Source organism: Streptomyces changanensis, assembly GCF_024600715.1.
GTDB lineage: Bacteria > Actinomycetota > Actinomycetes > Streptomycetales > Streptomycetaceae > Streptomyces > Streptomyces changanensis.
In genome coordinates this window covers 5475768-5490085 of sequence record NZ_CP102332.1, presented here as the reverse complement: position 1 = coordinate 5490085, position 14318 = coordinate 5475768, and the positions used below count along the sequence as shown (strand labels likewise).

General features: G+C 77.2%; 12 protein-coding genes. 6 read left to right on the top strand and 6 right to left on the bottom strand.

Annotation, left to right across the window (positions count from 1 at the left end; translation table 11 throughout):
* The first annotated feature begins 57 nt into the window (after positions 1–57).
* Both NRO40_RS23995 and NRO40_RS23990 read left to right on the top strand, forming a co-directional pair.
* Positions 58–1569, top strand: coding sequence for a hypothetical protein (locus NRO40_RS23995; protein ID WP_058944515.1), 1512 nt, complete (start codon positions 58–60; stop codon positions 1567–1569).
* Between the two features lie 122 nt (positions 1570–1691).
* Positions 1692–2096, top strand: a complete 405-nt coding sequence (locus NRO40_RS23990; RefSeq protein WP_058944516.1) for a ChaB family protein — start codon at positions 1692–1694, stop codon at positions 2094–2096.
* A 323-nt stretch (positions 2097–2419) separates the two neighbouring features.
* Here NRO40_RS23990 and NRO40_RS30620 read toward each other — a convergent pair whose 3' ends face one another.
* Complete coding sequence (locus tag NRO40_RS30620) at positions 2420–3520, bottom strand: WD40 repeat domain-containing protein (protein ID WP_058944517.1); 1101 nt, start codon at positions 3518–3520, stop codon at positions 2420–2422.
* 13 nt (positions 3521–3533) lie between these two features.
* The gene (locus tag NRO40_RS23980; protein ID WP_257375499.1) at positions 3534–4403 is read right to left on the bottom strand and encodes a GntR family transcriptional regulator; all 870 of its coding nucleotides are present in this window, start codon (positions 4401–4403) and stop codon (positions 3534–3536) included.
* A gap of 151 nt (positions 4404–4554) precedes the next feature.
* On the opposite strand from NRO40_RS23980, the gene NRO40_RS23975 reads away from it, so the two are divergent.
* Positions 4555–5406 (top strand): (2Fe-2S)-binding protein, encoded by an 852-nt coding sequence (locus tag NRO40_RS23975; protein WP_058944518.1) that lies wholly within the window; start codon positions 4555–4557, stop codon positions 5404–5406.
* A 290-nt stretch (positions 5407–5696) separates the two neighbouring features.
* Here the strand turns inward: NRO40_RS23975 and NRO40_RS23970 are convergent, their stop codons facing one another.
* Positions 5697–6653, bottom strand: a complete 957-nt coding sequence (locus NRO40_RS23970; protein WP_058944523.1) for a carbohydrate kinase family protein — start codon at positions 6651–6653, stop codon at positions 5697–5699.
* A 279-nt stretch (positions 6654–6932) separates the two neighbouring features.
* Here NRO40_RS23970 and NRO40_RS23965 point away from each other — a divergent pair, with 279 nt between their 5' ends.
* Positions 6933–7994 carry a DUF2637 domain-containing protein gene (locus NRO40_RS23965; protein ID WP_058944519.1) on the top strand — a complete coding sequence of 354 codons (1062 nt, stop codon included), beginning with the start codon at positions 6933–6935 and terminating at the stop codon, positions 7992–7994.
* Positions 7995–8083: 89 nt separating this feature from the next.
* On the opposite strand, the gene NRO40_RS23960 is transcribed toward NRO40_RS23965, so the two are convergent.
* The 3 genes from NRO40_RS23960 to NRO40_RS30950 all read right to left on the bottom strand — a co-directional run bounded on the left by NRO40_RS23960 (position 8084) and on the right by NRO40_RS30950 (position 12462).
* The gene (locus NRO40_RS23960) at positions 8084–8503 is read right to left on the bottom strand and encodes an ATP-binding protein (protein WP_058944520.1); all 420 of its coding nucleotides are present in this window, start codon (positions 8501–8503) and stop codon (positions 8084–8086) included.
* A 167-nt stretch (positions 8504–8670) separates the two neighbouring features.
* Positions 8671–10413, bottom strand: a complete 1743-nt coding sequence (locus NRO40_RS23955) for a pyruvate dehydrogenase (protein ID WP_058944521.1) — start codon at positions 10411–10413, stop codon at positions 8671–8673.
* Between the two features lie 27 nt (positions 10414–10440).
* Entirely contained in the window at positions 10441–12462 is a 2022-nt protein-coding gene (locus NRO40_RS30950; protein ID WP_257375498.1) for a protein phosphatase 2C domain-containing protein, read from the bottom strand.
* A 304-nt stretch (positions 12463–12766) separates the two neighbouring features.
* On the opposite strand from NRO40_RS30950, the gene NRO40_RS23945 reads away from it, so the two are divergent.
* Complete coding sequence (locus tag NRO40_RS23945; RefSeq protein WP_058944117.1) at positions 12767–13750, top strand: helix-turn-helix domain-containing protein; 984 nt, start codon at positions 12767–12769, stop codon at positions 13748–13750.
* 36 nt (positions 13751–13786) lie between these two features.
* Positions 13787–14269 (top strand): DUF456 domain-containing protein, encoded by a 483-nt coding sequence (locus tag NRO40_RS23940; protein WP_058944116.1) that lies wholly within the window; start codon positions 13787–13789, stop codon positions 14267–14269.
* The last annotated feature ends 49 nt before the right edge of the window (positions 14270–14318 follow it).

The following is a 14318-nucleotide window of genomic DNA, read 5'->3' as shown; positions in this document are numbered from 1 at the left end:
CGCCGCCGCGGCGATCATCACGCGGGCACGGCGGCGGCACCACACGGGGGGCGGGACATGACGGAGGACGAACGGGCACGGGCGCGGGCGGAGCGGGCCGTGGCGGCGCTGCGGTCCCTGGCGGCGGCCCGGCCCGGGGAGGTCACCCTCCACGACGGCCTCCCGGACACCGAGCCGGACGGCTGGCCGGTCCCCGTTCCCGAGGCGGTGCGAACCGTCCTGCGGGAGACCGCCGGGATGACGGTCGGCGGGGAGCCGTACCGCTTCGGCCCCGGCCCGGGCCCGGCGCGGTCGCGCGGCCTGTGGGAACCGGGCCGCTTCTCCGCCGGCGAGGGCACCCTTCACGTGGGCGTCGGCGAGGACGGCGCGGACCCCACCGACTGGGGCCCGGTCGTCTCCCTGCTCCGCCGGACCGACGCGCAGGAACTGGTCGTCGAGGCCCCGACGTTCACCCACTGGCTGCTGGACGTGGCCGCCCTCCTCGCGGACGGCCCGGCCACGCTCGACGCCCGTCCGAGGCCGGCCGTCTCCGTCCCCGCCGTCCCGAGCGTGGCGGTCGCCGAGGGCGACGACGCCGAACTGGCCGCCCTCGCCGGGCGCGGGCACGCGCTCACCGACCTCGTGGACCTGCGCGCCCTGCCCCGGTACCCCTGCGCGGTGCGCTGGGAGCCGTACTACTCGCTCGGTGGCGCCACGGCCGACACGGGCGCGAGCGAGACCGTGCTGCGGCTCGCCGGAGGCGGCCGCGCGCTGCTGGTCCACAGCGACGTCAGCGGCGACTTCCTGGACCGTCCCGTCACCCGTCACCGGGTCCCGGACGACGCGCCGCGGCGGGCCGTCGCCGAACTGCGGGCGCTCGCCGCCGAACTGCCCGACCGCGTACGGCTGGAGCCCGGCTGCTCCGACAGCGCCATGGACACCTGGCCCGTACCCGTCCCCGAGGACGTCCGGACCGTGGTGCGGGAGATCGGCGGCGTCCTCGTGGAGGGCGCGCCGCCGCTGCGGCTGCTGCCGGGCGTACCGGAGCACCGGGTCGCCCCCGAGGCGCACCGCATGATGGGCGGCGACGGCGCCTACTGGCCGCTGGCGCTCGCCCGGCAGGGGCGGCACGGGGCGCTCGTCCAGGTGCGGTTGGACGCCGCGACGGGCGCGTGGGGGTACGTGGTGTCGGTACCGGTCGGGCCGCGGGAGCTGCGCGAGGAGCCGGCGGCGACGGTGCTCGCCGAGTCCCTGCCGCACCTGTTGCTGACGGTGGCCCGGTACGCGCGCGAGGCGGCCGCCGGCGGCGACTTCGCGCGGGCGGTCCGGCAGGCCACCCGCTGCTTCTCCCCGAACACCGGCGAACCGTGGACGCGCCCGGCGCCGCTGGACGAGTTCGCCGGGTCGGACGACCCGTTGCTGGCCGCGCTGGCGGAGCTGCCGGCGGGCACGCACGCGGCGGACCTGCGGGACGCGCCCTTCCCCAGCGACGTCTGCTTCCACCGGGCGGAGGAGTGGGACGACCGCCCCCTCGCCCGGCTGCTCTTCCCCGGCGCGGGCCGCGTGGCGGCGGCGATCCCGGCCGACTGACGGCGCCGAACCGGCGGACTCCGGCGCACCGTCCCCGCTCGGGGCGGGGCGGCGTTTCGGGGGGTCCGAGAAGGGCACACGGGGGGCGGTGCGGTCCCCGGAGTTCCGGAGGTGAGGGCGCCATGCCAGGGCGTGAGGAGCTGCCGTCGACGCTGGAACGGTCCCCGGAGGGCGCGCAGCGGACCTGGATCGCGGCGCACGACTCGGCCGTGGAGCAGTACGGCGAGGGCGAGCGGGCCCACCGCGTCGCGTTCAGCGCGCTGAAGCACGCGTACGAGAAGGTGGGCGACCACTGGGAGGAGAAGGAGAAGGGCCGCAAGGGCCCCTCCGATCCGCGCGCCGAGGCGCCGCGCGACCGGCCGGCCCGCAGCGGCGAGGGCGTGGACGAGAACGCCTCGAAGCGGCACCTGTACGAACTGGCCCGGCGCTTGGGCGTCGAGGGCCGGTCGCGAATGTCGAAGACGGAGCTGGCCGAGGCGCTGCGCAGGGAGAACCGGACCCGCACGCGGCAGGCGCGCGAACACTGACCGGGCCGGGCCCGCCGACGGGCCGGCGCCGGCCCGGACGCGGGCCGGGAGCTGTCCGGTACGCAGGCGCGGGCGCGGAACGGTCCGGTGCGCGGGCCGGCAGCGGTCGGGCGGGCTCTGCGGAGGCCGGGAACGGCCGGGAACTGTCCGGTACGCAGGCGCGGGCGCGGAACGGTCCGGTGCGCGGGCGCGGGCGCGGAACGGTCCGGTGCGCGGGCGCGAGAGCAGTCCGGTGCGGGCCGGGAGCAGTCCGGTGCGGGTCGGGGCGGCTGGAGCCGTGGGTGGTGCGTCTCGGCCGGGGCAGCGCCGCGCGGGGTGGTGGGTCAGGTGGGGTGCAGGCGGACCGTGGTGGTGTCGGTGGCGATCGTCAGGGAGCCGTCCGGGCGGACGGCCACCGCGTGCACGGCCGGGCCCGGGCGGAAGGGGCGGACGCGGCGCGTGCGCGGGTCGCGCAGCTCCACCAGGCCGTCCGCCCAGGCGACCGCGAGGGTGCGCGGCCCGGCGTGCAGGGCCACCACCGGGTGGGGACGCCGGGCCACCGGGACGCCGTCCCCGGCGCCGGGCCGCCAGGCGAGGACCGTGCCGTCGTCGCCCCCGCTGTAGACGCGGGGCCCGGCCGCCGCCAGGGCGGTGACCCGCCCCGCGTGCAGGGACGCCTGGTGGAGGCCGCCCAGGGTGAAGGCGTGGACGGAGCCCATGCGGTCCCCGGTGAGGACCGCGTCGCCCGCGGCGGCGAGCGCCGTCGCCGGGTGCGTCGCGAGGGTGGCGGCCACCGCCTCGACCAGCCGCGGCACGGCCGGACCGGTGGTACGGAGGCGGCCCCGCTCGTCGAGCGTCAGCACGGTGCCGTCGTCGAGGCACGCCACGGCCCTGGACCGGGGGTCGTCGGCCTCGACCAGGCGGCCCGCCCACACCGTCAGCGCCCCGGTCCTGGCGTCCCGGGACTCCGTCACCGACCAGGGCGCGTCCGCGGCCAGGGAGGCCAGGGCGGGGCGGAGCCGCGGGTCGGCGTCGTCGGGCAGCGCGGCCAGGAGGGTGAGCGCCCGGGTGGCGGGGGTCTGGCCGTCCCGGACGAGGGCCTGGCCGGCGCGGAGCCAGGCCGCGCGCAGCCCGCCGTGGCCCGCGGGCTCGGTCTCGTACGCCCGGGTGACCCGTACGGGGTCGGCGGCGCAGACCGCGGCCGGATCGGCGAGGGGTGGCTGCTCGTCGGGCGCACCCCCCGGTACCGGGCCCGCCACGGTCACCTCGACACGGCCGACAGCACGCAGGTCGGCGGCCAGTTCCGGCAGGCCGAGCACGTCCGCGGGCAGCGCGACGCGGTCGGGGCGGCGGCGCGGTCCGGCGAGGAGCGCGGTGAGGAGTTCCCCGGGCGTCCCCGCGACCACGCCGAGGGCGTTGGCGACGGTCCATACCGTGGCGCGCACCGTTTCGCCGCCCTCAGTTCCCGGAGCCCGTGAAGTGCTCCCTGATCAGGGACTCGACCACCGTCAGGTCCCCGGCGGCGAGCGCGTCCAGCAGGGCACCGTGCTCGGCCGCGTCCGCCACGAGATCGGCGCGGCGGGTGGCGGGCGGGCTGACGAGCGGCCACTGCGAGCGCCGGTGCAGGTCGTCGGCGACCGCGACGAGTTGTTCGTTGCCGGCGAGGCCGAGCAGCGCGCGGTGGAAGGCGCGGTCGGCCTCCGCGTACGGGGCGAGGTCGCCGTGGGCCGCGGCAGCCGCCGTCGCCTCGGCGAGGGGGCGCAGCTCCGCCCAGCGCCCGGCGGGCAGCGTGCGGGCGAGCCGCAGCATGACCGGTACCTCGATCAGGGCGCGGACCTCGGCGAGCTCGCGCAGTTCGCGCGGGGTGCGCTCGACGACGCGGAAGCCCCGGTTGGGGACGACCTCCACGGCTCCCTCGACGGCGAGTTGCTGCATCGCCTCGCGGACGGGCGTGGCGGAGACGCCGAGGCGCAGGCCGAGCGCGGGCGCCGAGTAGACCACGCCGGGGGCGAGTTCGCCCCCGACGAGCGCGGCGCGCAGCGCGTCGAGGACCTGGCCGCGCACGGAGTGGCGCCGGACGAGGCGGGACGCACCGGGGGCGGGGTCCCCGGCCGTGGTCCCGGCCGGCGCGGGCCGGTCGTGGGGGTACGCGTCCCGCGGATGCACGTCCTCCGGGTACGCGTCCCGCGGGTGCGCGTCCTGCGGCTGCGTTCCGTGGGTGTGCTCGCCGCGGGCCTGCTCATCGCGGGCCTGCTCCGGTACGCGGCCGGTGGTGCGCGGCCACCGCTCGGGGTGCTCCGCGGCCCCCCGGGCCCTGCCCTGCTCCACTCGGGTCCTCCTGTCCGCCGCGCGTGTGTGGCCCGGCTCGCGGTGCGGGGGCCCGCTGTGCACGATAGGCGCACGGGGCGGCGGGACACACATCGATCAGATCGGGTAAGGTAAGGCTAACCTGCAAACGATCGCGATTCGGTGGTCCTGCATGTCCCTCCCCACACTGCTGCCTTCCGTCCCCGCGTCACCGGTCGCGGAGTCGTACACCCGCCTCGCCGAGGTCTTCCCCGGGCTGCGCGTGCGCGAACTGGGCGAGGCCGAGGCGACGCCGCGCGGCGAGGGATGGGTCGGCGCGGACGAGTTGGCCTCCGGCGGCCCCGCTCTCGACGCCTTCCTCTCCTGGGACGCCGCGCAGGTGCTGCGCGACTACGGCAAGCAGGCGCGCCCGGACGTCGTCGCGAGCTTCGGCCTGCACCGGTACGCCTGGCCCGCCTGTCTGCTGGTGACGGTCCCGTGGTTCCTGCACCGCCGGGTGCCCCGCGTGCCCGTCGGCGACGTGGCGTTCCAGCGGGCCATGGGCCGGATGGCCGTGCGGGTGCGGGAGTTCGCGTGCCTGCCGGACGACCCGGCCGCGGGTCTCCCGGGCGCCCGCGTCGTGGCCGACGAGGAGGCGCTGCGCGCCGAGGTGCGGGCGGCGGTGGCCGAGCACATCGGCCCGGTGCTCGACGGCTTCGGACCGCGGATGCGGCGCCGCGGACGGGCCCTGTGGGGCATGGCGACGGACGAGGTCGTCGAGGGCCTGTGGTACGTCGCCGGGCTGCTCGGGGAGGAACCGCGCGCCATGGCCGAGCTGGAGCTGCTGCTGCCGGGCACGGCCAAGCCGTACGTGGGTCCGGCCGGCTTCCGCGAGTTGTCCGCCCCCGACGGCCGGCCGCTGCCGACCCGCGACCGGGCGAGCTGCTGCCTCTTCTACACACTGCGCCCCGAGGACACCTGCGTCACGTGCCCGCGCACCTGCGACACCGACCGGGTGCGCCGCCTGACCGCCGCCACCGCCTGACGCGCGCCCTGCCGCCCTCCGTCCGACGGCCACCCCTGGCACGCTCCGCCTGCCCGCCACCACCGCCCGCCGCCACCGCCTGAGGCGTGCCTCCTGCCGCCCCCTCCCCAGGCGCTCCCGGCGCCCTCCGCCTGACGCCCCACCCCCCTCGCCCGGCCCGCGCCCCACGCCCCGCCCCGGGCCCGGGCCCGGGCCCTGCCAACCCGCCCACGCCCCGCGGCGCACCACCACGCCCAGCGCCCCCGCCCCGTACCGGCCGGCGGCCGGCCGGTACGGGGCCGGGTCCCGGGTCACTCCGGCGGGCGCGGCAGTTCGTCCCCCCACGGCGGGTCCGCGCCGGGCACCGCGCAGGTACGGGCGGCGACGAGCGCCGCGTACGCGCAGCAGGCGGCGGTCTCGTCGAGCGTCAGTCCGTCCAGTCGGCCGCCGAGCCGGCCGAGCCCCGCCAGCGCGTGCAGCAGTCCGGCCGTGAACGAGTCGCCGGCGCCGACGGTGTCGACGACGTCGGTGGGCGGCGCCGGGACGGTGCGGCGCTCGCCGTCGAGCGAGACGAGGGCGCCGCGCGGCCCGCGCGTGAGCACCACCAGCCGGGCGCCGGCGGCGTGCCAGGTGTCGCAGGCGTCCTCGGGCGCCACGCCCGGCAGGAGTGCGCCGAGGTCGTCCTCGCTGAGGCGCAGGATGTCGGCGAGCGCGCACCAGTGGTCCATCCGCTCGCGGTAGACGGCCGGTTCCACCAGCAGCGGACGGACGTTGGGGTCGACGCAGACCGTGGCGTACCGCCGGGCCACCGCCAGGAACTCCTCGACGCGGCGTCCGCCCGGCGCCCGGACCAGGGCGAGGGAGCCGGTGTGCACGCAGACCGTCCCGGCCGGCTCCACGGCGGCGAGCTCGGCGGCGGTCCACTGCCAGTCGGCGGCGCCCTCGGCGAAGAAGGAGTACGTCGCCCGGCCGTGGACGTCCAGGTCCGCGACGGCCAGGGTGCTCGGTTCGGGAGCGGTCACGCACTGCGTCAGGTCGACGCCCGAGGCCGCGAGGCGCTCGCGGAAGAGGGTGCCGAAGACGTCGCCGGAGAGCCTGCCCAGGAAGCGGGCCGGCGTGCCGAGGCGGGCGAGGGCGACCGCCGTGTTGGCGGGCCCGCCGCCCGGCAGCACCCGCAGGGAGAGCCCCCCGGGGCCGGCGGCGCGGCCGGGGTCGGTGAAGGCGTCGGCGACGCACTCGCCGAGCACGGTGATGGGCTGACTGGTCATGATCTCCACCCTGGACGGCCGGACCGGCCACTGCGGGTACCAGCATCACACCGGCCGCCCGGAGGCGTTCCGGCGGGGGTGACGCGTTCCACGCCACTCGCCCGGGTGGAGTAACTCGAACGCAACCCGGTGAACAGCACGGGAGTTCGACCGGATTGCCCTCATTCGACCTGCCAGGGGCCCCGATGGCGTTCTCTTGTCCCGAAACCTCGTGACGCGCCCCGCGGGTCGGCCAAGATGGCGCACCGACACGCACCACTGCGATGCGAGGGACACCGCATGAGACTGACCGACATATCGCTGGACTGGCTGCTCCCGGGCGGTGTGATGCTCGCGGGCACCGTGGTGGCGGTGGCGGTGCTCGCGCGCGGCAGGCGCACCGCCGGCGGCAAGGCCGCGGCCGACGACTCCTGGGAACGCAGCGAGGAGCGCCGCCGGCGCAAGGAGGCCGTCTACGGCATCGCCTCCTACCTTCTGCTCTTCTGCTGCGCGGCCGTCGCCGCCGCGCTCTCCTTCCACGGCCTCGTCGGCTTCGGCCGGCAAAACCTCAACCTCTCGGGCGGTTGGGAGTACCTGGTCCCGTTCGGCCTCGACGGCGCGGCCATGTTCTGCTCGGTCCTGGCCGTGCGGGAGGCCAGCCACGGTGACGCCGCGCTCGGCTCACGGCTGCTGGTGTGGCTCTTCGCCGGGGCGGCCGCGTGGTTCAACTGGGTGCACGCCCCGCGCGGGCTCGGCCACGACGGCGCCCCGCAGTTCTTCGCGGGGATGTCGCTGTCGGCGGCGGTGCTGTTCGACCGGGCGCTCAAGCAGACCCGCCGGGCGGCCCTGCGCGAGCAGGGCCTGGTGCCCCGTCCGCTGCCGCAGATCCGGATCGTCCGCTGGCTGCGGGCGCCCCGGGAGACGTTCGCCGCCTGGTCGCTGATGCTCCTGGAGGGCGTCCGCACCCTGGACGAAGCGGTCGAGGAGGTCCGCGAGGACCGGCGGGAGAAGCACGAGAACCGCCGGCGCCGGCGCGAGCAGCAGAGGCTGGACCGGGCTCGGCTGCGCGCCTTCAACCGCCAGCACCGCGCCTGGGGGCTGGGCCGCGGCGGCCGTCAGGTCGACGTACCCGCCCTGAACCCGGCGCAGGGTTCCGCGCCGGCCACCGTCGGGGCGTCCGTCGCGGAGCCCGCCATAACCGAGCCGGGACAGCTGCCACCGCGTTCCCGGCCCTCCCTCCAGGCGGTGAAAGGAGCTGAGCCGCGCACCGTCGACCTGACGGCGGAGGACGACACCCAGGCGATCCCCCGGCTCGACTCGCTGGAGCAGAAACTGAAGAGCCTGGAGCAGCAGTTCGGCTGAGGCGTCCGCCTCGCTCGGTCCGCGACGGGGCTCCGCCCGCCGCCGGGGGCCCGTCCGCGTCCACGGACGGGCCCCCGGCGCGCCGCGGCTCACGCGGGCGGTTTCACGTCCGTCAGCTCGAACCACACCACCTTGCCGACGCCCTGCGCCCGTACGCCCCACGCGTCGGCCAGCGCCTGCACCATCAGCAGCCCCCTGCCGTGCGTGCCGTCGTCGGACGCCGGGACGTACGGGTCGGGCAGGTCGGGGACGAAGTCCCGCACCTCCACGCGCAGCGCCGTCCGGCCGAGCGTCGCCGTGACGACCGCCCCCTGCCCGGTGTGGATCAGCGCGTTCGTCACCAGCTCGCTCGTGAGGAGCTCCGCCGTGTGCGCCGGCTCCGGGGCGATCCGGTGGCGCAGCAGCTCCCGCAGCCCACGCCGTACGCCGGCCACCGCCGTGAGGTCGCCGACGCCGACGTGCCGCCTCAGCTGTGTCCCCCCGGGTACGCGGTCACGCCCGTCCACCATGGGTCCGACCCCTGCCTGAAGCCCACTCATATCCCCCACCCGCACACGTTGTCGGCCCTTCTCCTCGAACAGGCTCACGGGATCCATGCCCCCCTGCTCCGACAGTCACGCGTGCGAAGCCCGGACGGACAGGCGCACGGAGGGGAGCAGTGAGGCACGGCGGGGTGTCAAGGTCGCGGGAGGTTCCGCACGTTGGATCGGGCCATCTGGAGCATCCGGCCCACGCCGCCGTCGAGCACGATCTTGCTGGCGGACAGGGCGAAGCCGGTCACCATGTCGGCGCGGATCTTCGGCGGGATCGACAGGGCGTTGGGGTCCGTCACCACGTCGACCAGCGCGGGGCCCTTGTGCCGGAACGCGTCCTTGAGGGCGCCCGCGAGCTGTTTCGGCTTCTCCACGCGCACCCCGTACGCACCGGCGGCCCGGGCGACCGCGGCGAAGTCCGGGTTGTGGTTGGTCGTGCCGTGTGACGGCATCCCGGCCACCAGCATCTCCAGCTCCACCATGCCGAGCGAGGAGTTGTCGAAGAGGACCACCTTCACCGGCAGGTCGTACTGGACCAGCGTGAGGAACTCGCCCATCAGCATGGAGAAGCCGCCGTCGCCGGACATGGCCACGATCTGGCGGCCGCCGTCGGTGAACTGCGCGCCGATGGCCTGGGGGAGGGCGTTGGCCATGGAACCGTGACTGAAGGAGCCGATGATCCGGCGGCGCCCGTTGGGCGTGAGGTAGCGGGCCGCCCAGACGTTGCACATGCCGGTGTCGACGGTGAAGACGGCGTCGTCGTCGGCGAGGTCGTCGAGGACGGACGCCACGTACTCGGGGTGGATGGGGGTGTGCTTCTCCACCTTGCGGGTGTACGCGCGGACGACGCCCTCCAGCGCGTCGGCGTGCTTCTTCAGCATCTTGTCGAGGAAACGCCGGTCCGTGCGGGGGCGCACCCGGGGCACGAGGCAGCGCAGGGTCTCACGGACGTCGCCCCACACTCCGAGGTCGAGGCGGGAGCGGCGGCCGAGCCGTTCGGGCCGCACGTCGACCTGGACGATCCGTACGTCGTCGGGGAGGAAGGCGTTGTACGGGAAGTCGGTGCCCAGCAGGATGAGCAGGTCGCACTCGTGGGTGGCCTCGTAGGCGGCGCCGTAGCCCAGCAGTCCGCTCATGCCGACGTCGAACGGGTTGTCGTACTGGATCCACTCCTTGCCGCGCAGGGCGTGACCCACGGGGGCCTTGACGCGCTCGGCGAACCGCATGACCTCCGCGTGGGCACCCGCCGTGCCGCTGCCGCAGAAGAGGGTGATCCGGTCGGCGGCGTCGACCATGCGGACCAGCGCGTCGATCTCGGCGTCACCGGGGCGCACACTGGGGCGCGCGGTGACGAGGTCGTGCACCGCGGCCTCCTCCGGGGCGGGACGGGCGGCGACGTCACCGGGGAGGGTCACCACGCTGACGCCGCCGCGGCCGACGGCGTGCTGGATCGCGGTCCGCAGCAGCCGGGGCGTCTGCTGCGGGTTGGAGATCATCTCGCAGTAGTGGCTGCACCGCTGGAAGAGCTGGTCGGGGTGGGTCTCCTGGAAGTACTCCAGGCCGATCTCGCTCGAAGGGATGTGCGAGGCGAGGGCGAGGACGGGGGCCATGGAGCGGTGCGCGTCGTACAGGCCGTTGATGAGGTGGAGGTTGCCCGGGCCGCAGGAGCCGGCGCAGGCGGCGAGGGAGCCGGTCACCTGTGCCTCGGCGCCGGCCGCGAAGGCGGCGCTCTCCTCGTGCCGCACCTGGATCCACTCGATCCCGCGGGTGCGCCGCACGGCGTCCACGACGGGGTTGAGGCTGTCGCCGACGACGCCGTAGATCCGCTGGACCCCGGCGCGCACCAGGGTGTCGACGTAGTGTTCCGCCACGTTCTGTCTGCCCATGGCACCATCCACGCACGGCCCGCGCGCTCACGCCTCCCAGACGGCCACCGCCGTCCGGTCATCGGCGTACCCCTCCACCCCCAGCCGGGTGTCGGCGAGGAACGCCGCGAGGCCCGGCGGTCGCTCGCGGGGACCCCAGCGGGCGGCCAGCTCGGCGGCGAACGCCGTTTCGCGGCGCAGCGGCTCGGCGAGGCCGGTCGTCGCGAGCAGCAGGGTGTCGCCCGGGCGCGCGACGGAGGCGCGGAAGCGGAACGGCACGGCGGGCGGCGCGGGCGAATCGGGACCGGGATCCCCCCGGCCGGGGGCGGGGGGAGGGTCCTCGACGACGTACGAGGCGCGGGCACGCGGCGTCACGCCGAGCCGCAGGGTCAGCCGGTCGTCCCCCGCACCGGACCCGTCGTCGGGGACGGGGGGCGGGGAGCCGAAGCCGGCCACGGGCCCGCCGCTGACGGCCGCCGGCTCGCGCAGCGGCGGCTCCAGGTCCTGCCAGGCGCCGTCGCGCAGCCGGAACAGGCCGCCGGCGCCGACGCCGAAGAAGACCCGCGTACGGCAGGCGGGGTCGGCGGTCAGCAGCAGGCAGCGCAGGTCGGCGGTGTACGCGTCCGGCTCGACGCCGAGGTCGGCGGCGCGGGCGCGGAGCTTGCCGCAGACGCGGTCGGTGAGGCGGTGCAGCCCCGACTTGAGGTCGTCGCGGCGCCCGGCGCCGATGTCCCGGGCGAGCCGGGCGTGGCTGCGGCCGACGGCCTCGCCGACCCACCGGCAGGCGTCCCCGGCGGCCAGGTGGGAGCCCTCGCCGGCCCGGGTGCCGGTGGCGACGGCGAGCAGCAGGAGCGTGTCGTCGCCGGTCCCGAAGCGGGCGGTCAGCAGCGCGTCGCGCCGCGGTTCGCCGCGGTGGCGCGCCACGTCCCCGCGGCTGGAGACCGCGCGGAGGGTGCACGTGCCGTACCGGGCCCCGTCCAGCACGGTGTCGTGGACCAACTCGTCCAGCCCGTGCACGCGGGCCTCGGGCAGCGCGGTGGGCTCGGGGTCGTGGCCGGGCGGTCCGCCGCCGAGGTGGGCGGGGACGAGGGAGGCACGGGTCACGACGGGAACGCCGTCGCGAGGCTGCGGCACGTGCGACGCGGCGGACCCGGACGAGGCGGCGGGGCCCTGGCCGGGCGGGACGGCGGGGGCGGGTGAGGCGGGCTCGAGCGGGGCGGGCGCGGGCGGCGCAGGGGCCGTGGGGCCCTGACCGCGTGGGGCAGCAGGCGCGGGCGGGACGGCGGGAGTGGGTGGGGCGGCGGGCGCGGGTGGGGCGGCGGGCGGCACAGGGGCGGCGGGCGCGGGTGGGGCGGAGGGCGGCACAGGGGCGGCGGGGCCCTGGCTGGGCGGCGCGGCGGGCGCGGGCGGGACGGCGGGCGCGGGCGGCACAGGGGCCGTGGGGCTCTGTCCAGGCGGCGCGGCGGGTGGGGCGGCGGGCGCGGGTGGGGCAGGGGCGGCGGGGCCCTGGCTGGGCGGCGCGGCGGACGCGCGGCGTGGGTCCTCGTGGGCGGAGCCCGCGTCGTGCGGGGCGTCCGCCGGAAGCTCGGAGGACGGGTCGGCGGCGGGGGCGGACGCGGGGCGGTCCGGCGTCCTGGGGGCCGAACCGGGGTGCGGTGGGGTACGGGGGGCGGGCCCGGGGTCCGGTGGAGGCGCCTGTTCCACCACCGGGGCGGTCGGGGGCCGGAGCGGTGGGCGGTCGGCGGAGGTGCGGGGACCCGAGGCGGGGTCGGAACCTCCCGGGGCGGGGGCGACCGGCGGAGACGCGGGGGGCGGCGGCTCCGCCGGGCCCGAGGCCTGCGCGGTGCAGGACCGGTGCGGAGGGCCGGACCCGGGCGCGGTGCCGGACCCGGGTCGTGGGGCGAGCGCGTCGGAGGCGGAGCGGTACCGGTCGTCGAGGCTGTCGCCCGACACCGTGGCGCCCGCGTCCGGGGCTGCCTCCGGGGCCGCGGCCGGGCCCTGGGCCGGGTCGTCGTACAGCCGTTCCCACCAGTCGTCGTCCGCGGCGGGCCTGTCCCCCTGTGGGTTCATGTCCTTCATTGTCCACAGCGGGGCCCGCCCGAAAACGGTGCTTCGGCAAAAAGGGGGCAGGCGCGAAGGGGCCCGCCGGGGCGCCCTCCCTCCCCAATGCGGGAGGGCCCCCGGCGGGCCCACGTGGTCGGCGCTCGTCGCGCGCAGAGTCGTGCGGCACGACGCCGTACGCGCGGACCACGGTCCTGCGGACGCCCGCGGTGGCGCCACCTTGTCAGAGTGACGGGTGGTGCGGGGATGATGGGTGCGGCGGGTTTGCGCCGTGGCCGTTTTCCGCCACGGACGAGCGGAGGGGTGGGTTCGGGTGCTGGGGGCGATAGGTCTCGACGAGCGTCAGGAGTCCGCGTACCGGGAGTTGGTCGCGCTGGGCGCGGCCGAGGTACGGGACCTGGCGCACCGGCTGGCGCTGCCTGAGCCGGAGACCGAGCGGACGCTGCGGCGGCTGGAGGCGCAGGGTCTGGCCGCGCAGTCCTCGTACCGCACCGGCCGGTGGGTCGCGGCGCCGCCCGCGGTGGCGCTGGGCGCCCTGCTGACGCAGCAGCGGCACGAGTTGGAGCGGGCGGAGCTGGCGGCCGCGCTGCTGGCGGAGGAGTACCGCACGGAGGCCGCGGAGCCGGCCGCGCACGACCTGGTCGAGGTGGTGACGGGCGCGAGCGCCGTCGCGCACCGGTTCCTGCAGCTCCAGCTGGGTGCGGCGCAGGAGGTGTGCGCGCTGGTCACGGGCCGCCCGGTGGTGGTGACGGGGGCGGAGAACGACGCCGAGGAGCGCGCCGCGGACCGGGGCGTCGCCTACCGGGTGGTGGTGGAGCGGGAGGTCCTTGAGCGGCCCGACGGGGTGGCGGAGCTGACGTCGGCGCTGGGCCGCGGCGAGCGGGTGCGGGTGGTGGACCGGGTGCCGACGAAGCTGGTGGTCGCCGACCGGTCGCTGGCGATGGTGCCGCTGACGGGCCGGGTCGCGGAGCCGGCGGCGCTGGTGGTGCACGCCAGCGGGCTGCTGGAGTCGCTGATGGGGCTGTTCGAGGCGGTGTGGCGGGACGCGGTGCCGCTGCGGCTCGGCGCGGGGCGGGACGTGCCGGTGCCGGCGTCGACGCCGGGCCCCGACGCGACGGACCTGGAGGTGCTGTCGCTGCTGCTGGCGGGCATGACGGACGCGAGCGTGGCGAAGCAGCTGGACCTGGGGCTGCGGACGGTGCAGCGGCGGGTGAAGGGGCTGATGGAGCTGGCGGGCGTGACGACCCGGCTCCAGCTGGGCTGGCACGCCTACGAACGCGGGTGGGTCACGCGCTGACCTGCACGGGCCGGGTCCGTCCGGCAGGCTGGACAGATGGGTGTGTGGCAACAGCTGCTGGTCGCTCTGGTGCTGCTGCTCGGCCTGGTGGGGGTGCTGGCGCCGGGCGTCGCCGGGTCGTGGCTGGTGTGGGCCGGGGTGGCGTGGTGGTCGCTGCAGGTGGCGACGGCGGCCGCGTGGTGGCTGTTCGCCGGTTCGACGGTGCTGATGCTGGTCACGCACGTCGTGGTGGGGCGGTTGCCGCCCCGGCGGCTGCGGGGTGTCGGGGTCACCCGGCGGATGGTCGTCTACGCGGGCGTGGGGGCGTTGCTGGGGTTCGTGCTGGTCCCGGTGGTGGGCGGGGTTCCGGGGTACGTCGCCGGGGTCTACCTCGCGGCGCGACGGCGGCACGGCGGGCACCGGAGGGCGGTGGCGGCGACGCGGCTGGCCATGCGGGCGATCGGCACGAGCGTGCTGGTGGAGCTGTACGCGTCCCTGCTGGTCGTCGCGGCCTGGCTGGGCGTACTGGTCGGCACCTGACGGCCCCGGGCCCACGGCTGCTGATCGGCGCCCACCGGACCGGCGGCCC

Coding starts and splice junctions, on each gene's coding strand:
- NRO40_RS23995 (WP_058944515.1), top strand. CDS start 58: ATGACGGAGGACGAACGGGCACGGGCGCGGGCGGAGCGGGCCGTGGCG.
- NRO40_RS23990 (WP_058944516.1), top strand. CDS start 1,692: ATGCCAGGGCGTGAGGAGCTGCCGTCGACGCTGGAACGGTCCCCGGAG.
- NRO40_RS23975 (WP_058944518.1), top strand. CDS start 4,555: ATGTCCCTCCCCACACTGCTGCCTTCCGTCCCCGCGTCACCGGTCGCG.
- NRO40_RS23970 (WP_058944523.1), bottom strand. CDS start 6,653: ATGACCAGTCAGCCCATCACCGTGCTCGGCGAGTGCGTCGCCGACGCC.
- NRO40_RS23965 (WP_058944519.1), top strand. CDS start 6,933: ATGAGACTGACCGACATATCGCTGGACTGGCTGCTCCCGGGCGGTGTG.
- NRO40_RS23960 (WP_058944520.1), bottom strand. CDS start 8,503: ATGGTGGACGGGCGTGACCGCGTACCCGGGGGGACACAGCTGAGGCGG.
- NRO40_RS23955 (WP_058944521.1), bottom strand. CDS start 10,413: ATGGGCAGACAGAACGTGGCGGAACACTACGTCGACACCCTGGTGCGC.
- NRO40_RS30950 (WP_257375498.1), bottom strand. CDS start 12,462: ATGAACCCACAGGGGGACAGGCCCGCCGCGGACGACGACTGGTGGGAA.
- NRO40_RS23940 (WP_058944116.1), top strand. CDS start 13,787: ATGGGTGTGTGGCAACAGCTGCTGGTCGCTCTGGTGCTGCTGCTCGGC.